General features: G+C 64.6%; 16 protein-coding genes. All 16 read right to left on the bottom strand.

The window, feature by feature from the left end; translation table 11 throughout:
• The 16 genes from rpmC to rpoB all read right to left on the bottom strand — a co-directional run bounded on the left by rpmC (position 1) and on the right by rpoB (position 17,905).
• Positions 1–192: a 50S ribosomal protein L29 gene (rpmC, locus tag OCT48_RS01235; RefSeq protein ID WP_013331000.1), complete on the bottom strand. Its 192-nt coding sequence runs from the start codon at positions 190–192 to the stop codon at positions 1–3.
• Entirely contained in the window at positions 192–605 is a 414-nt protein-coding gene (gene rplP, locus OCT48_RS01230; protein WP_071943806.1) for a 50S ribosomal protein L16, read from the bottom strand. Before rplP ends, rpmC begins: the two co-directional genes overlap by 1 nt.
• A 15-nt stretch (positions 606–620) precedes the next feature.
• Positions 621–1,319: a 30S ribosomal protein S3 gene (gene rpsC / locus OCT48_RS01225; RefSeq protein WP_183384465.1), complete on the bottom strand. Its 699-nt coding sequence runs from the start codon at positions 1,317–1,319 to the stop codon at positions 621–623.
• Positions 1,320–1,330: 11 nt separating this feature from the next.
• A complete protein-coding gene (gene rplV, locus OCT48_RS01220; protein ID WP_013330997.1) occupies positions 1,331–1,663 on the bottom strand; it encodes a 50S ribosomal protein L22 in 333 nt (110 codons plus the stop codon).
• A 17-nt stretch (positions 1,664–1,680) separates the two neighbouring features.
• Entirely contained in the window at positions 1,681–1,956 is a 276-nt protein-coding gene (gene rpsS, locus OCT48_RS01215) for a 30S ribosomal protein S19 (RefSeq protein WP_072824351.1), read from the bottom strand.
• Between the two features lie 33 nt (positions 1,957–1,989).
• Positions 1,990–2,820 carry a 50S ribosomal protein L2 gene (gene rplB, locus OCT48_RS01210; RefSeq protein WP_263590973.1) on the bottom strand — a complete coding sequence of 277 codons (831 nt, stop codon included), beginning with the start codon at positions 2,818–2,820 and terminating at the stop codon, positions 1,990–1,992.
• Between the two features lie 17 nt (positions 2,821–2,837).
• On the bottom strand, positions 2,838–3,134 hold the full coding sequence (rplW, locus tag OCT48_RS01205; protein WP_097790620.1) for a 50S ribosomal protein L23: 297 nt from the start codon (positions 3,132–3,134) through the stop codon (positions 2,838–2,840).
• Positions 3,131–3,739, bottom strand: a complete 609-nt coding sequence (gene rplD / locus OCT48_RS01200; RefSeq protein ID WP_263590972.1) for a 50S ribosomal protein L4 — start codon at positions 3,737–3,739, stop codon at positions 3,131–3,133. The genes rplW and rplD overlap by 4 nt, the downstream gene beginning before the upstream one ends.
• Before the next feature lie 14 nt (positions 3,740–3,753).
• Positions 3,754–4,392, bottom strand: coding sequence for a 50S ribosomal protein L3 (gene rplC, locus OCT48_RS01195; RefSeq protein ID WP_263590971.1), 639 nt, complete (start codon positions 4,390–4,392; stop codon positions 3,754–3,756).
• A 148-nt stretch (positions 4,393–4,540) separates the two neighbouring features.
• Entirely contained in the window at positions 4,541–4,852 is a 312-nt protein-coding gene (gene rpsJ / locus OCT48_RS01190) for a 30S ribosomal protein S10 (protein ID WP_045990862.1), read from the bottom strand.
• Positions 4,853–5,016: 164 nt separating this feature from the next.
• The gene (gene tuf / locus OCT48_RS01185; RefSeq protein ID WP_263590970.1) at positions 5,017–6,210 is read right to left on the bottom strand and encodes an elongation factor Tu; all 1,194 of its coding nucleotides are present in this window, start codon (positions 6,208–6,210) and stop codon (positions 5,017–5,019) included.
• 29 nt (positions 6,211–6,239) lie between these two features.
• Positions 6,240–8,360 carry an elongation factor G gene (gene fusA / locus OCT48_RS01180; RefSeq protein WP_263590969.1) on the bottom strand — a complete coding sequence of 707 codons (2,121 nt, stop codon included), beginning with the start codon at positions 8,358–8,360 and terminating at the stop codon, positions 6,240–6,242.
• 30 nt (positions 8,361–8,390) lie between these two features.
• A complete protein-coding gene (gene rpsG, locus OCT48_RS01175) occupies positions 8,391–8,861 on the bottom strand; it encodes a 30S ribosomal protein S7 (RefSeq protein WP_138181599.1) in 471 nt (156 codons plus the stop codon).
• Positions 8,862–8,989: 128 nt separating this feature from the next.
• Positions 8,990–9,364, bottom strand: a complete 375-nt coding sequence (gene rpsL / locus OCT48_RS01170) for a 30S ribosomal protein S12 (protein ID WP_016856424.1) — start codon at positions 9,362–9,364, stop codon at positions 8,990–8,992.
• Positions 9,365–9,520: 156 nt separating this feature from the next.
• Positions 9,521–13,738 carry a DNA-directed RNA polymerase subunit beta' gene (rpoC, locus tag OCT48_RS01165; RefSeq protein ID WP_263590968.1) on the bottom strand — a complete coding sequence of 1,406 codons (4,218 nt, stop codon included), beginning with the start codon at positions 13,736–13,738 and terminating at the stop codon, positions 9,521–9,523.
• Between the two features lie 87 nt (positions 13,739–13,825).
• Positions 13,826–17,905, bottom strand: coding sequence for a DNA-directed RNA polymerase subunit beta (gene rpoB / locus OCT48_RS01160; RefSeq protein ID WP_263590967.1), 4,080 nt, complete (start codon positions 17,903–17,905; stop codon positions 13,826–13,828).
• Between the last annotated feature and the right edge of the window lie 116 nt (positions 17,906–18,021).

Genomic DNA, 18,021 nt, shown 5'->3' with positions numbered 1-18,021 from the left:
TCAGACACCTGCCTTCTCGTTGAGCACAGTCTTCACGCGGGCGATATCCCGACGAACCTGCTTGAGCAGATGAGTCTGGCTCAGTTGGCCGGTGGCCTTCTGCATGCGCAGGTTGAACTGCTCGCGGAGGAGTTCGAAGAGCTGCTCCTGGAGCTGCTCGGCTGACTTTTCACGAATTTCCTGGGCTTTCATCACATCACCGTCCGTTTCACAAAGGTGGTGGAGACCGGGAACTTCTGGGCGGCCAAGGCGAATGCCTCGCGAGCCAGCTCCTCGGAAACGCCTTCGATCTCGTACAGGACACGGCCGGGCTGGATCTGTGCGACCCAGTACTCGACGGAGCCCTTACCCTTACCCATCCGGACTTCCAGCGGCTTCTTGGAAATCGGCTTGTCCGGGAAGACACGGATCCAGATCTTGCCGCCACGCTTGACGTGACGGGTGATCGCACGACGACCGGCTTCGATCTGGCGGGCGGTGACGCGGCCGCGGCCGGTGGCCTTGAGGCCATACTCGCCGAAGCTCACCTTGCTGCCGCGATGCGCCAGGCCACGGTTGCGGCCCTTCTGCACCTTGCGGAACTTCATACGCTTGGGTTGTAACATCGACTCGCTCTCCCCTTACCTGGAACCTTTCTTCTTGGAGGGCGCACTCTGCGGCTGCTTGGCCTTGGCGCGGACCTCCTCGATGCCCCCGAGGATTTCACCCTTGAAGACCCAGACCTTGACACCGATGATGCCGTAGGTGGTCTTGGCCTCGTAGGTGGCGTAGTCGATGTCCGCACGCAGGGTGTGCAGCGGAACGCGACCCTCGCGGTACCACTCGGTGCGGGCGATCTCGGCGCCGCCGAGGCGACCGGAGAGCTGCACCTTGATACCACCGGCGCCCAGGCGCATGGCGTTCTGGACGGCGCGCTTCATGGCGCGACGGAACATGACACGACGCTCGAGCTGGCCGGCGATGTTCTGCGCGACGAGCTGGGCATCCAGCTCCGGCTTGCGAACTTCCTCGATGTTGACGTGCACCGGCACGCCCATCATCGCGGTGACGTCGCGACGCAGCTTGTCGACGTCCTCGCCCTTCTTGCCGATCACGATGCCCGGACGGGCAGTGTGAATGGTGATACGGGCGTTGTTGGCCGGACGCTCGATGGTGATGCGGCTCACGGACGCATTCTTCAGGCGCTCCTCGAGGAAGCGACGCACTTCGAGATCGTTGTTCAGCTTGTCGGCATAGGCGCCGCGCTCGGCATACCAGACCGAGGCATGGTCCTTGACGATACCCAGGCGGATGCCTGTCGGATTGACTTTTTGACCCATCTGGTCGACTCCTACTTCTCGGCTACCTTGACGGTGATGTGGCAGGTGCGCTTCAGGATACGGTCCGCGCGGCCCTTGGCGCGCGGCCGGATGCGCTTGAGCGTCATGCCCTCATCGACGCAGATGGTCGAGACACGCAGCTCGTCGATATCCATGCCGTTGTTTTCTTCCGCATTCGCGATGGCGGACTGCAGCACCTTCTTGACCAGCTTGGAGGCCTTCTTCGGGGAGAAGGTCAGCAGGTCGAGCGCCTCGGCGACCGGCTTACCGCGCACCTGGTCAGCCACCAAACGGGCCTTCTGGGCGGATAAACGAGCGCCACGCAGCTTTGCTGTGACTTCCATCTCTAATCCTCTCTGGCTTACCGTTTGGCTTTCTTGTCCGCCGCATGACCGCGATAGGTGCGGGTGGCAGCGAATTCGCCCAGCTTGTGGCCAACCATTTCCTCGGAGACGTGCACCGGGACGTGTTGGCGACCGTTATGGACTGCAATGGTGAGCCCGACCATGTTGGGCAGGATCATCGAACGACGCGACCAGGTCTTGATCGGTTTGCGGTCGTTCTTCTCCACTGCAGTCTCAACCTTCTTCAGCAGATGAAGGTCAATAAAAGGACCTTTCTTCAGTGAACGTGGCACAGCCGTTACCTCTTGATGTCTTGGCGTTGGATCTTACTTCCGGGCCTTGCGGCGACGGACGATCAGCTTGTCGGTGCGCTTGTTCTTGCGGGTCTTGTGGCCCTTGGTGGGCATACCCCACGGAGACACCGGGTGACGACCACCGCTGGTGCGGCCTTCACCACCGCCGTGCGGGTGATCCACCGGGTTCATGGCCACGCCGCGAACCGTCGGGCGCACGCCTCTCCAGCGCTTCGCACCGGCCTTGCCAAGCTGACGCAGGCTGTGCTCGGAGTTGCTCACTTCACCCAGGGTCGCGCGGCATTCCGCCAGCACCTTGCGCATCTCGCCGGAGCGCAGACGCAGGGTGGCGTAGTTGCCTTCACGGGCGACCAGCTGAGCGCTGGTACCGGCGCTGCGGGCGAGCTGGGCGCCCTTGCCGGGCTTGAGCTCGATGCAGTGCACGGTGGAACCCAGCGGGATGTTGCGCAGCGGCAGGGCGTTACCCTTCTTGATCGCTGCGTTCACGCCGGACTCGAGACGGTCGCCGGCACTCACGCCACGCGGGGCGATGATGTAGCGACGCTCGCCGTCCATGTACTTCAGCAGCGCGATGTGGGCGCTACGGTTCGGGTCATGCTCCAGGCGCTCGACGACGGCGGGAACGCCATCCTTGGTGCGCTTGAAGTCGATGACACGGTAGTGATGACGGTGACCACCGCCCACGTGGCGGGTGGTGATGCGACCGTTGTTGTTACGGCCACCGGACTTGGACTGCTTCTCGAGCAGCGGCGCGTAGGCGCGGCCCTTGTACAGTTCCTCGCCGACGATCTTGACGACGTGGCGACGACCGGCGGATGTGGGTTTAGTCTTGACGATTGCCATGATCCGTGCTCCTGCCCTTATTCGGCGCCAGAGAAGTCTTCAAGCGTCTCGCCGGCGGCCAGTGTCACGTACGCCTTGCGATAACCCTTGCGCTGACCAGTCCCATGCGCGGTGCGCTTGGTCTTGCCCTTCACGTTCAGCACCTGAACGCGGTCGACCTTCTTGCCGAACAGCTCCTGCACGGCGGTCTTGATCTCGGGCTTGGTCGCGTCGCTTGCCACCTTGAACACGTACTGGTTGCGCTCGGCGGCCATGGCGGCCTTCTCGGTCACGTGCGGACCCAGCAGCACCTTGAATACACGTTCCTGGTTCATGCCAGCTTCTCCTCGAATTTGCGCAGAGCGGAGACGGTGGCCAGCACCTTGTCGAAGGCGACCAGGCTCACCGGATCGGCGGCAGCGACGTCCACCACATCCACGTTGGGGATGTTGCGGGCGGCGAGGTACAGGTTCTCGTCGACCTCTTCGGTGACGATCAGCACCTTCTCCAGACCCAGCTCATCGAGCTTGGCGACCAGCTGCTTGGTCTTGGGGGTCTCGACGGCGAAGGCATCCACGGCCACCAGGCGCTCCTGGCGAACCAGCTCGGAAAGGATCGAGCGCATGGCCGCGCGGTACATCTTGCGGTTGACCTTCTGGGTGTAGTCCTGCGGACGGGCCGCGAAGGTCACGCCGCCGCTGCGCCAGATCGGCGAGCGGATGGTACCGGCACGGGCACGACCGGTGCCCTTCTGGCGCCACGGCTTCTTGCCGCCGCCACGCACGTCGGAACGGTTCTTCTGGGCGCGGGTGCCCTGGCGACCACCGGCCAGATAGGCGGTGACGACCTGGTGCACGAGCGCTTCGTTGAATTCTTTGCCAAAGGTGGCGTCGGACAGCTCGACGGTACCGGCGCCTGCACCTGCAAGATTCAGATTCATCGGTAAACTCCCCTTCAGCCTGCTTTGACGGCGCTGCGCACGATCACATCACTGCCGGTGGCGCCGGGCACGGCACCCTTGATCAGCAGCAGGTTGCGATCGGCATCGACGCGGACGATTTCCAGGCTCTGGACGGTGCAGCGGACGTTGCCCAGCTGGCCGGCCATCTTCTTGCCCTTGAACACGCGGCCCGGGGTCTGGCACATGCCGATGGAACCCGGTGCACGGTGGGCCAGGGAGTTGCCGTGGCTGTTGTCCTGGGTGCGGAAGTTCCAGCGCTTCACGGCGCCCTGGAAGCCCTTGCCCTTGGAGGTGCCGGTCACGTCGACGCTCTGACCAGCTTCGAAGAGGGATACGGTGAGTTCGCCGCCCACTTCCGGAGCCTCGGCGCCATCGTCCAGGCGGAACTCCATCAGCGAACGACCGGCCTCGACACCTGCCTTGGCGTACTGCCCGGCCTGGGCTTTCGACAGATGCTTGGCCTTGCGGGAACCGGTTGTGACCTGCACCGCCGCGTAGCCGTCGGACTCGACAGACTTCACGCGAGTGACGCGGTTAGGCTCAACCTCGATAACGGTCACGGGCACGGAAGCGCCGTCTTCGGTGAAGACACGGGTCATCCCGGCCTTCTTGCCGACTAAACCGATAGTCATTCTCAGTCTCCTATAGTGTACGGGGCTATCACCCGCTATGGCTGCCCTTTCCAGAGCATTCCACTAGCACGTTGTGTAGCGCCATCCCGGCGCGGCGGCTGCTGGACACCCTGGAGTGAACGCTGGGCCGCGAGTGTCTAGTGTGGTATCAGTCGAGCTTGATCTGCACGTCCACGCCGGCGGCGAGGTCGAGCTTCATCAGGGCATCGACGGTCTTCTCGGTGGGCTCGACGATATCGAGCACCCGCTTGTGGGTACGAATCTCGTACTGGTCACGAGCGTCCTTGTTCACGTGCGGAGACACCAGCACGGTGTAGCGCTCGCGATTGGTCGGCAGAGGAATCGGACCCCGAACCTGGGCGCCGGTACGCTTGGCGGTTTCAACGATCTCCGCGGCGGACTGGTCGATCAGGCGATGGTCGAAAGCCTTCAACCGAATGCGAATCTTCTGGTTCTGCATTTGCCCTAAACTCCAATGGATCTTGACGGCGCGAGCCGTCAACCCACGCATTCAAAGGATGCGCATTATAGGCGCGCCGCCAACGAGAGTCAAACCCCTCGTGACGGTGCGCAGAAAGGGGGCCCCTTGCGGAGCCCCCTTCGATCTCTCGAGTCGCGTGACGCTTACTCGACGATCTTGGCCACGACGCCGGCGCCGACGGTACGACCGCCTTCGCGAACGGCGAAACGCAGGCCTTCGTCCATGGCGACCGGGGCGATCAGGCTGACGACCATCTTGACGTTGTCGCCCGGCATGACCATCTCGACGCCTTCCGGCAGCTCACAGGTACCGGTGATGTCGGTGGTACGGAAGTAGAACTGCGGACGGTAGCCCTTGAAGAACGGAGTGTGACGACCACCCTCGTCCTTGGACAGCACGTAGACCTCGGCCTCGAACTTGGTGTGCGGGGTGATGGTGCCCGGCTTGGCCAGGACCTGACCACGCTCCACGTCGTCACGCTTGGTGCCGCGCAGCAGGGCGCCGACGTTCTCACCGGCACGACCTTCGTCGAGCAGCTTGCGGAACATCTCGACACCGGTGACGGTGGTCTTGGTGGTGTCCTTGATGCCGACGATCTCGACTTCCTCGCCGGCCTTGATGACACCGCGCTCGACACGACCGGTGACCACGGTACCGCGACCGGAGATGGAGAACACGTCCTCAATCGGCATCAGGAACGGCTGGTCGATGGCACGCTCCGGCTCCGGGATGTACTCGTCCAGGGCCTTGATCAGGTTGGCAACGGCGGTGGTGCCCATGCCGTTGTCGTCCTTGCCTTCCAGGGCCATCAGGGCGGAACCGGTGATGATCGGGGTGTCGTCACCCGGGAAGTCGTACTCGCTCAGGAGTTCGCGAACCTCCATCTCGACCAGCTCGAGCAGCTCCTCGTCGTCGACCATGTCGGCCTTGTTCAGGAACACGACGATGTACGGCACGCCGACCTGGCGAGACAGCAGGATGTGCTCGCGAGTCTGCGGCATGGGGCCGTCGGCGGCGGACACCACCAGGATGGCACCGTCCATCTGGGCCGCACCGGTGATCATGTTCTTGACGTAGTCAGCGTGCCCCGGGCAGTCGACGTGCGCGTAGTGACGCACTTCGGACTGGTACTCGACGTGGGCGGTGGCGATGGTGATGCCGCGCTCACGCTCTTCCGGAGCGTTGTCGATGGAGTCGAACGCGCGAGCGTCGCCACCGAAGACTTCCGCGGAAACGCGAGTCAGGGCCGCAGTCAGCGTGGTCTTGCCGTGGTCGACGTGACCGATGGTGCCGACGTTGACGTGCGGTTTGGAACGTTCAAATTTTTCCTTAGCCACTGCTATGACCTCTTTACGTTAGCTAACGGTTAACCGTTCTGGTTGATGACGGCTTCAACGACGCTGGACGGCGCCTCTTCGTAATCCGCAAACTCCATGGTGTAGCTTGCGCGGCCCTGGGTCTGAGAACGCAGGTCGGTTGCGTAACCGAACATCTCAGCCAGCGGAACGGTGGCGCGGATGACCTTGCCCATGGAGGAGTCATCCATACCCTGGACCAGGCCCCGACGACGGTTCAGGTCGCCCATGACATCGCCCATGAATTCCTCGGGTGTCACGACCTCGACCTTCATCACCGGCTCGAGCAGCACGGCCTTGGCCTTGGGTGCGCCTTCCTTGATCGCCATGGAAGAGGCGACCTTGAACGCGGTCTCGTTCGAGTCCACGTCATGGTAGGAACCGTCGAACAGCGTAACCTTGACGTCAATCATCGGGTAGCCCGCGATGACACCGTTCTGGAGCTGCTCATAGGCCCCTTTCTCGACGGCCGGCACGTATTCCTTGGGAACCACGCCGCCGACGATTTCAGAAGCGAATTTGAAGTGCATGTCTTCATCTTCGCCCTTGTCCTCGGCCGTCAACGGTTCGATGCGCAGATGCACGTGACCGTACTGACCGCGGCCACCGGACTGGCGCACGAACTTGCCTTCCTGCTCGACGCTCTTGCGGATGGTCTCGCGGTAGGCGACCTGCGGCTTGCCGATGTTGGCGTCCACCTTGAACTCGCGACGCATGCGGTCGACGATGATGTCCAGGTGCAGCTCGCCCATGCCGGAGATGATGGTCTGACCGGTTTCCTCGTCGGTCTTGACCTGGAAGGACGGGTCCTCCTGGGCCAGCTTGCCCAGCGCCACGCCCATCTTCTCCTGGTCGGCCTTGGACTTCGGCTCCACGGCCACGGAGATCACCGGGTCCGGGAACTCCATGCGCTCCAGGACGATCTTGTCGTTCAGGTCGCACAGGGTGTCACCGGTGGTGACGTCCTTCAGGCCGATGCAGGCGGCGATGTCGCCGGCCAGCACTTCCTTGATCTCCTCGCGGGAGTTGGAGTGCATCTGCACGATACGGCCGACGCGCTCCTTCTTCTGCTTGACGGAGTTGTAGACGCTGTCGCCGGACTTCAGCACGCCGGAGTAGACGCGGATGAAGGTCAGGGTGCCGACGAAGGGGTCGGTGGCGATCTTGAACGCCAGCGCGGCGAAGGGCGCATTGTCGTCCGCCTCGCGAGTGGCGATGGTGCCGTCCTTGTCGTCCAGCTCACCCTCGATGGCCTTGACCTCGGTGGGTGACGGCATGTACTCGATGACGCCATCGAGCACGGCCTGCACGCCCTTGTTCTTGAACGCGGAGCCACAGGTGACCAGCACGATCTCGTTGTCGAGGGTACGACGACGCAGGCCGGCCTTGATGTCCTCGACAGGCAGGTCGCCTTCCTCGAGGTACTTGTCCATCAGCTCCTCGGAGGCCTCGGCGGCCGCCTCGACCATCTGCTCGCGGTACGTCTCGGCGGTTTCCTGGAGCTCGGCCGGGATGTCGACGAGGTCGTAGTTCATGCCGAAGTTGGCCTCATCCCAGAGGATGGCCTTCATCTGGATCAGGTCGACGACGCCCTTGAAGTCGTCCTCGGCGCCCCAGTTGATCTGGATCGGCACGACATTGGCGCCCAGGCGGGTCTTCAGCTGGTCCACGACCATGAAGAAGTCGGCGCCGGCACGGTCCATCTTGTTGACGAACACCATGCGCGGGACTTCGTACTTGTTGGCCTGACGCCAGACGGTCTCGGTCTGCGGCTGCACGCCGGAGCTGCCGCAAAGCACCACCACGGCCCCGTCGAGAACACGCAGGGAACGCTCCACCTCGATGGTGAAGTCGACGTGCCCGGGGGTGTCGATGATGTTGATGCGGTGCTCATCGAACTGCTTGTTCATGCCCTGCCAGAAGCAGGTGGTCGCCGCAGAGGTGATCGTGATGCCACGCTCCTGCTCCTGCTCCATCCAGTCCATGGTGGCGGCGCCCTCATGGACCTCGCCGACCTTGTGGGACAGACCGGTATAGAACAGGACGCGCTCGGTAGTGGTCGTCTTACCGGCGTCGACGTGGGCTACGATACCGATATTGCGGTAACGCTTAAGCGGAGTCTTGCGAGCCACGATGTAACTCCCGTTGGTTGGCGATGCGGTTTAGAAGCGGTAGTGAGAGAAGGCCTTGTTGGCCTCTGCCATGCGATGCACGTCTTCACGCTTCTTGACGGCCGAACCCTTACCTTCGGCGGCATCCAGCATCTCGCCCGCCAGACGCTGCACCATGGTCTTCTCCCCGCGACGACGGGCGGCGTCCACCAGCCAGCGCATGGCCAGCGCCTGGCGGCGGGACGGGCGCACCTCGACCGGCACCTGATAGGTCGCGCCGCCGACGCGGCGGGACTTGACCTCGACCATGGGCTGGATGGTTTCCAGCGCCTTGTCGAAGATCTCCAGCGGCTCTTCCTTGCTACGCTCGGCAACCCTGTCCAGCGCACCGTAGACGATGCGCTCAGCTACGGACTTCTTGCCGCTGACCATCAGGTGGTTCATGAACTTCGCCAGGCGCTCGCTTCCGAACTTGGGATCCGGCAGGATCTCGCGCTTGGCCGCAACTCTTCTTCTAGGCATGATAAGCCCTCTATCGAAGGGTCCTTCAGGTAAACCCGAGACGACCCGACGGGCGCTCGACCTTACTCTTATCAGACCGTGACAATGATGTGTTCGTTAATGGCCGCAGCCGATACGGGTCCCGGCGCTTAGGCCTTCGGACGCTTGGTACCGTACTTGGAACGACCCTGCTTACGGTTCTGGACGCCAGAGGTATCCAGGGCACCGCGGACGGTGTGATAACGCACACCCGGAAGGTCCTTCACTCGGCCGCCACGGATCAGGACCACGGAGTGCTCCTGGAGGTTGTGGCCTTCGCCGCCGATGTAGGAGGACACCTCGAAGCCGTTGGTCAGGCGCACGCGGCAGACCTTACGCAGGGCCGAGTTCGGCTTCTTCGGGGTGGTGGTGTAGACGCGGGTGCAGACGCCGCGCTTCTGCGGGCAGGCCTGCAGCGCCGGCACGTCGCTCTTGGCGGCCTGGCGCTTGCGCGGCTTGCGCACGAGCTGATTGATCGTTGCCATGGTGTGTAGCTGACTCCAATGGGTTGCCTTGCCTTTCCCAGTGGCGCGGGCGCACCCGCCCCACTGTTAAAGGCTGCGCATTCTAATGGCTGACGCCGCCGGCCGTCAAGCACGGCGCCCGCCGGGAGGCGGCGCGCCGTGCAGCCGGGGACGGCGTCAGATCTCGTCGTCGTCCGAGTCGAGCGCGGTCAGCTGGGCGCCCAGCTCCTGCTCGACGTCGTAGGCCGACGGGTGGAGCATGCGTTCGGCGTCTTCACGCTTGCGGCGACGCTCCGCGTGGTGGGTCAGGCCGGTACCGGCCGGGATCAGGCGTCCCACCACCACGTTCTCCTTCAGGCCGCGCAGGTAGTCGCGCTTGCCGGTGACCGCCGCCTCGGTCAGCACCCGCGTGGTCTCCTGGAAGGAGGCCGCGGAGATGAACGACTCGGTGGCCAGGCTGGCCTTGGTGATGCCCAGCAGCAGGCGCTGGCACTTCGCCGGGAACTTGTCCTCCTTCTCCAGGCGCGCGTTCTCCTCGAGCACGCGGACCAGCTCGACCTGGTCGCCGGGGATGAAGTCGGAATCGCCGGCGTCGGTGATCTCCACCTTGCGCAGCATCTGACGCACGATCACCTCGATGTGCTTGTCGTTGATGCCCACGCCCTGCAGGCGGTAGACGTCCTGCACCTCGGCGACGATGTACTTGGCCAGTTCGGCGATGCCCAGCAGGCGCAGGATGTCGTGCGGGTTGCTCGGGCCGTCGGAGATGACCTCGCCCTTCTCGACGGTCTCGCCCTCGAACACCGCGATCTGGCGCCATTTCGGGATCAGCATCTCGAACGGATCGCCGTCTTCCGGGGTGATCGTCAGGCGACGCTTGCCCTTGGTCTCCTTGCCGAAGCTGATCGTGCCGCTGATCTCGGCGAGGATCGCCGGCTCCTTCGGCTTGCGGGCCTCGAACAGATCGGCGACCCGCGGCAGACCGCCGGTGATGTCCTTGTTGCCGGTCGCCTCGACCGGGATACGGGCCACCACCTCGCCGACGCCGATGTGCGAGCCGTTGTCGACGGTGACGATCGCCTTGCCGGGCAGCAGGTACTGCACCGGGGTATCGGACCCGGACACGGTGACCGGCTTGCCGCTCTCGTCGGCCAGCAGGATCATCGGGCGCTTGTCGCGACCGGCCATGGGGCGGGCCGCCGACTCGATGACCTCGATGGAGGACAGGCCGGTCATCTCGTCCACGCTGCGGTGGATGGTGACGCCCTCGTCCATGTCGGCGTACTGCACCTGGCCCTCGGCCTCGGCGATGATCGGGTGGGTGTGCGGATCCCACTTGGCCACCGCCTGGCCGGCGTCGACCGCCTCGCCGTCCTTGACGGAGAGCTCGGCGCCGTAGGGCAGCTTGTAGTACTCGCGCTCGCGGCCGTGATCGTCGGCCACCGCCAGGGCACTGGAGCGGGAGACCACCACCAGCTTGCCGTCGCTGCGCTCGACGTGCTTGATGTTGTGCAGACGCACCCGGCCGCCGTGCTTGACCTGAACGCTGTCCACCGCGGAGGCCCGGGAGGCCGCCCCGCCGATGTGGAAGGTCCGCATGGTCAGCTGGGTGCCCGGCTCGCCGATGGACTGGGCGGCGATGACGCCCACGGACTCGCCGATGTTGACCTGGTGACCGCGCGCCAGGTCGCGACCGTAGCAGGACGAGCAGACCCCGTGGCTGGTCGCGCAGGTGATCGTCGAGCGCACCACGATCTCGTCGACACCCATGGTGTCGAGCTCGGCGCACCAGGCCTCGTCGAGCAGGGTGTCGCGCGGGATCAGCACTTCCTCGGTGGCCGGATCGATGACGTCCTGGGCGACCACGCGGCCCAGCACCCGCTGCGCCAGGGAGACGATGATGTCGCCGCCCTCGATGACCGGGTGCAGGGTCAGGCCGTTCTCGGTGCCGCAGTCGGCCTCGGTGATGACCATGTCCTGGGCCACGTCGACCAGGCGGCGGGTCAGGTAACCGGAGTTGGCGGTCTTGAGTGCCGTATCCGCCAGCCCCTTGCGCGCGCCGTGGGTCGAGATGAAGTACTGCAGGACGTTCAGGCCTTCACGGAAGTTGGCGACGATCGGGGTCTCGATGATCGAGCCGTCCGGCTTGGCCATCAGGCCACGCATGCCCGCCAACTGACGGATCTGGGCGGCACTACCCCGGGCGCCGGAGTCGGCCATGATGAAGACGCTGTTGAAGGAGTCCTGCTCGACCGTGTTGCCCTCGCGATCGACCACGCTCTCCTTGGAGATGCCGGCCATCATCGCCTTGGCGACCTGGTCGTTGGCCCGCGCCCAGATGTCGATGACCTTGTTGTACTTCTCGCCGGCAGTGACGAGACCGGAGGAGAACTGATCCTCGATCTCCTTGACCTCGTCCTCGGCCGCATCGACGATCTCGGCCTTGGCATCGGGGATGACGAAGTCGTTGACGCCGATGGAGGCGCCGGACCAGGTGGCCATGCGGAAGCCGGTGTACATCAGCTGGTCGGCGAAGATCACCGCCGGCTTGAGGCCGGCACGGCGATACACCTCGTTGATCAGCCTGGAGATGGCCTTCTTCTTCATCGGCTGGTCGATCAGCTCGAAGGGCACGCCATCCGGCAGGATGCGGAACAGCAGCGCGCGACCCACGGTGGTGTCATAGATCGTGCGGCTGTGGCTCTGCTCGCCGCTCTCCTCGTCGATCGCCACCTCGTCGAGGCGGACCTTGACGCGGGCGTGCAGCGCCACGCTCTGGGTGCCGAAGGCGCGCTCGACCTCGTTGAGGTCGGCGAACACCATGCCCTCGCCCTTGGCATTGATCTTCTCGCGGGTCATGTAGTACAGGCCCAGCACCACGTCCTGGGACGGCACGATGATCGGCTCGCCGTTGGCCGGTGACAGCACGTTGTTGGTGGCCATCATCAGCGCACGGGCTTCCAGCTGCGCCTCCAGGGTCAGCGGCACGTGGACCGCCATCTGGTCACCGTCGAAGTCGGCGTTGTAGGCGGCACACACCAGCGGGTGCAACTGGATCGCCTTGCCCTCGATCAGCAGCGGCTCGAAGGCCTGGATGCCCAGGCGGTGCAGGGTCGGGGCGCGGTTGAGCAGCACCGGGTGCTCGCGGATGACATCGGCGAGGATGTCCCACACCTCGGGCAGTTCGCGCTCGACCATCTTCTTGGCGGCCTTGATGGTGGACGCGTGGCCGAGGCTCTGCAGCTTGGAGTAGATGAACGGCTTGAACAGCTCCAGCGCCATCTTCTTGGGCAGGCCGCACTGGTGCAGGCGCAGGGTCGGGCCCACGGTGATCACCGAGCGGCCGGAGTAGTCGACGCGCTTGCCCAGCAGGTTCTGGCGGAAGCGGCCCTGCTTGCCCTTGATCATGTCGGCCAGCGACTTCAGCGGACGCTTGTTGGAGCCGGTGATGGCCCGGCCACGGCGGCCGTTGTCGAGCAGGGCGTCGACCGCCTCCTGCAGCATGCGCTTCTCGTTGCGCACGATGATGTCAGGCGCGTTGAGGTCGAGCAGCCGCTTGAGGCGGTTGTTGCGGTTGATCACGCGACGGTACAGATCGTTGAGATCCGAGGTCGCGAAGCGGCCACCGTCCAGCGGCACCAGCGGCCGCAGGTCCGGCGGCAGCACCGGCAGCACTTCCATGACCATCCAGGCCGGGTCGTTGCCGGAGCCCTGGAAGGCCTCGAGCAGCTTCAGGCGCTTGGACAGCTTCTTGATCTTGGTCTCGGAGTTGGTCTGCGGGATTTCCTCGCGCAGCCGCTCGATCTCCTCCTCGAGATCGATGTCCTTGAGCATGGCCTGGACGGCCTCGGCGCCCATCCGGGCATCGAAGTCGTCACCGAACTCCTCGAGGGCCTCGAAGTACTGCTCGTCGTTGAGCAGCTGGCCACGCTCGAGGGTGGTCATGCCCGGGTCGACGACCATGAAGCTCTCGAAGTAGAGCACGCGCTCGATGTCGCGCAGGGTCATGTCGAGGAACATGCCGATGCGCGACGGCAGCGACTTGAGGAACCAGATATGGGCGACCGGGCTGGCCAGCTCGATGTGGCCCATGCGCTCGCGGCGCACGGCGGCCTTGGTGACCTCCACGCCGCACTTCTCGCAGATGATGCCGCGGTGCTTCATGCGCTTGTACTTGCCGCACAGGCACTCGTAGTCCTTGACCGGGCCGAAGATCTTGGCGCAGAACAGGCCGTCGCGCTCCGGCTTGAAGGTCCGGTAGTTGATGGTCTCGGGCTTCTTGACCTCGCCGAAGGACCAGCTGCGAATCATGTCCGGCGACGCCAGGGTAATCTTGATCGCGTCGAACTCGTCGGACTGAGACTGCGATTTGAGGACTTTCACCAAATCTTTCATGGGGTCGGCTCCGCTGCGGAGTTGTCATGGGCGGGGGCACCTTCGCCCCCGCGGACCGTCATTCTGTGAAGCGCCGTCGCGGCAGCCTCAGCTCTCCAGTTCGATATCGATGCCCAGCGAGCGGATTTCCTTCACCAGCACGTTGAAGGATTCCGGCATGCCCGCCTGCATGGTGTGGTCGCCGTCCACGATGCTCTTGTACATCTTGGTGCGACCCTCCACGTCGTCGGACTTGACGGTGAGCATCTCCTGGAGGGTGTAGGCCGCGCCATAGGCTTCCAGGGCCCAGACCTCCATTTCCCCGAAACGCTGACCACCGAACTGGGCCTTGCCGCCCAGCGGCTGCTGGGTGACCAGCGAGTAGGAGCCCGTGGAACGTGCGTGCATCTTGTCGTCCACCAGGTGGTTGAGCTTCAGCATGTACATGTAACCCACGGTGACCGGGCGGTCGAAGGCATCGCCGGTACGCCCGTCATAGAGGGTCATCTGACCGGAGTCCGGCAGGTCGGCCAGGCTCAGCAGGTGCTTGATCTCGCCCTCGCGGGCACCGTCGAACACCGGCGTGGCCATGGGCACGCCCGCCTTGAGGTTCTTCGCCAGGGCGATGACCTCGTCGTCGGTCAGCGAGTCGAGGTCCTCGACCCGGGTGCTCGAGTCGGTATTGTAGACCTTGCTCAGGAACTCGCGGATCTCGCCGACCTGCTGCTCGCGGGCATTGCGCAGCATGTGCTCGATCTTCACCCCGAGGCCGCGGGCGGCCATGCCCAGGTGGGTCTCGAGGATCTGGCCGACGTTCATCCGCGACGGCACGCCCAGCGGGTTGAGCACCACGTCGATGGGCTCGCCGTTGTCGTCGAAGGGCATGTCCTCGATCGGCATGATCGCCGAGATGACACCCTTGTTGCCGTGACGGCCGGCCATCTTGTCGCCCGGCTGCAGACGGCGCTTGATCGCCAGGTAGACCTTGACGATCTTCAGCACGCCCGGCGCCAGGTCGTCGCCCTGGGTGAGCTTGCGCTTCTTGTCCTCGAAGCGCTCGTCCATCTCCTTGCGACGGTTCTCCAGCTGCTCGTCGGCCTGGGCCAGCAGCTCGTTGAGCGACTCGTCCTGCATGCGCAGCTTGAACCACTGCTGGCGCGGCAGCTCCTCGAGGTAGTCGTCGGTGAGCACGTCGCCCTTCTTGAGCTTGGGGCCACCGTTGACGGCCTGGCCGACGAGGGTGCGCTGCAGGCGCTCGAAAGTCGCATCCTCGGCGATGCGGTAGGTCTCCTGGAGATCCTTGCGCACCTCGTCGAGCTGCATCTGCTCGATGGACAGCGCCCGGGAATCCTTCTCCACGCCGTCACGGGTGAACACCTGGACGTCGATGACGGTACCCTTCATGCCGGTCGGGGCGCGCAGCGAGGTATCCTTCACGTCGGAGGCCTTCTCGCCGAAGATCGCGCGCAGCAGCTTCTCCTCCGGGGTCAGCTGGGTCTCGCCCTTGGGCGTGACCTTGCCGACCAGGATGTCGCCCGCACCGACTTCCGCACCGATGTAGACCACGCCTGCCTCGTCCAGCTTGGACAGCGCCGACTCGCCGACATTGGGGATGTCCGAGGTGATCTCCTCGGCGCCCAGCTTGGTGTCGCGGGAGACGCAGGTCAGCTCCTGGATGTGGATGGTGGTGAACCGGTCCTCCTGGACCGCCCGCTCGGAGAGCAGGATGGAGTCCTCGAAGTTGAAGCCGTTCCACGGCATGAAGGCGATGCGCATGTTCTGGCCCAGGGCCAGGTCGCCCATGTCGACGGACGGGCCGTCGGCCAGGATGTCGCCCCGCGCCACGCTGTCCCCCGGGCGCACGATCGGGCGCTGGTTCTGACAGGTGTTCTGGTTGGAGCGCAGGTACTTGGTCAGGTTGTAGATGTCGACGCCGGCCTCGCCGCCGATGATCTCGTCCTCGTTGACCCGCACCACGATGCGCTTGGCGTCGACCGAGTCGATGACGCCGCCACGCCGGGCCACGGCGCAGACGCCGGAGTCGCGAGCCACGAAGCGCTCCATGCCGGTGCCCACCAGGGGCTTCTCGGCACGCAGGGTCGGCACGGCCTGGCGCTGCATGTTCGCCCCCATCAGGGCGCGGTTGGCGTCATCGTGCTCAAGGAAGGGGATCAGGGCCGCGGCCACGGACACCACCTGGCGCGGCGACACGTCCATCAGGGTGACCTGCTCGGGGCGCATGAAGGTGGTCTCGCCCTTGTGGCGGACCTGCACCAGGTCGTCGACCAGCTTGCCGCCCTCGTCCACGGTGGCAGAGGCCTGGGCGATGACGAAGTCGCCCTCCTCGATGGCGGAGAGGTGCACCACGTCGTCGGTCACCTGGCTGCCCACGACCTTGCGGTACGGCGTCTCGAGGAAGCCGTAGCTGTTGGTGTGGCTGTAGGTGGCGAGCGAGTTGATCAGGCCGATGTTCGGCCCTTCCGGGGTCTCGATGGGGCACAGCCGGCCGTAGTGGGTGGCGTGGACGTCACGCACCTCGAAACCGGCCCGCTCGCGGGTCAGGCCGCCCGGGCCGAGGGCGGAGACGCGGCGCTTGTGCGTGACCTCGGACAGCGGGTTGTTCTGGTCCATGAACTGGGACAGCTGGCTGGAGCCGAAGAACTCCTTGACCGCGGCCGCCACCGGCTTGGCATTGATCAGGTCCTGGGGCATCAGGCCTTCGCTCTCGGCCATGGACAGGCGTTCCTTGACCGCGCGCTCGACGCGCACCAGGCCGACGCGGAACTGGTTCTCGGCCATCTCGCCGACGCAGCGGATGCGGCGGTTGCCCAGGTGGTCGATGTCGTCGACGTCGCCGAAGCCGTTACGGATGCTGATCAGCTCGCCCAGCACGTCGAGGATGTCGCGGCGGTCGAGCACGCCGGCCCCGGTGTCGCTGTCGCGACGCAGGCGGCGGTTGAACTTCATGCGACCGACGCCGGACAGGTCGTAACGGTCCTCGGTGAAGAACAGGTTGTTGAACAGCGTCTCGGCGGCTTCCTTGGTGGGCGGCTCGCCGGGGCGCATCATGCGGTAGATCTCGACCAGCGCCTCGAGCTGGGAGCCGGTGGTGTCCAGCTTGAGGGTGTCGGAGATGAAGGGGCCACAGTCGAGATCGTTGGTGTACAGGGTCTCGAGGGTGGTGATGCCCGCCTGGCCGATGCCTTCCAGCAGCTCCGGGGTGATCGCGGTGTTGCAGGGGCAGATCAGCTCGCCGGTGGCGGGGTTGATCTGGTCCTTGGCCAGGGTCTTGCCGAACAGGTAGTCCATCGGCACCTCGAGACGCTCGAGGCCGGCCTTCTCCAGCTGGCGGATGTGCTTCTGGGTGACACGACGGCCTTCCTCGACGATGACGTTGCCGTCACCATCCTTGATGTCGAAGGTCGCGGTCTCGCCGCGCAAGCGCGACGGCACCAGGTCCACGGAGAAGCCGGACTTCTCGATGTGGAAGGTGCTGGTCTCGAAGAACTCGTCGAGGATCTCCTCGGCACTCATGCCCAGCGCGCGCAGCAGCACGGACGCCGGCAGCTTGCGACGACGGTCGATGCGCACGAAGACGTTGTCCTTCGGGTCGAACTCGAAGTCCAGCCAGGAGCCGCGGTAAGGAATCACCCGGGCGGAATACAGCAGCTTGCCGGAGGAGTGGCTCTTGCCCTTGTCGTGATCGAAGAACACGCCCGGCGAGCGGTGTAGCTGGGAGACGATGACGCGCTCGGTGCCGTTGACGACGAAGGTGCCGTTCTCGGTCATCAGGGGGATCTCCCCCATGTAGACTTCCTGCTCCTTGATGTCCTTGATCGCCTTGTTCGACGAGTCCTTGTCGTAGATGATCAGACGGACCTTGACGCGCAGGGGAGCCGAGTAGGTGACGCCACGCAGCTGGCACTCCTTGACATCGAACGCCGGAGTACCGAAACGATAACTGACGTACTCCAGGGCGGCGTTGCCGGAGAAGCTCTCGATCGGGAACACGGAGCGGAAGGCGGCATGCAGGCCGATCTCGAGGCGCTCTTCGGGTGAGCGATCCTGCTGGAGAAAGTCGTAGTAGGAATCAAGCTGGATGGCCAGCAGGTAAGGCACATCCATCACTTGGGGCAGTTTGCCGAAATCCTTGCGGATGCGTTTTTTCTCAGTGTATGAGTAAGCCATCTGTATTCCCCAGCTTGTTCACCATGGGTGACCGATGCGTGTCGGCGCCACCCGACGGGCGCGGCTCCGTCAGGCGCTGACGGCAAGCCTCCACATGGAGACTCGCCGTCGGAATT

It is taken from the genome of Halomonas sp. M4R1S46, from assembly GCF_025725685.1.
GTDB lineage: Bacteria > Pseudomonadota > Gammaproteobacteria > Pseudomonadales > Halomonadaceae > Halomonas.
Note: the sequence above shows the minus strand (reverse complement) of the source record. Positions and strands in the feature narration are given on the sequence as shown.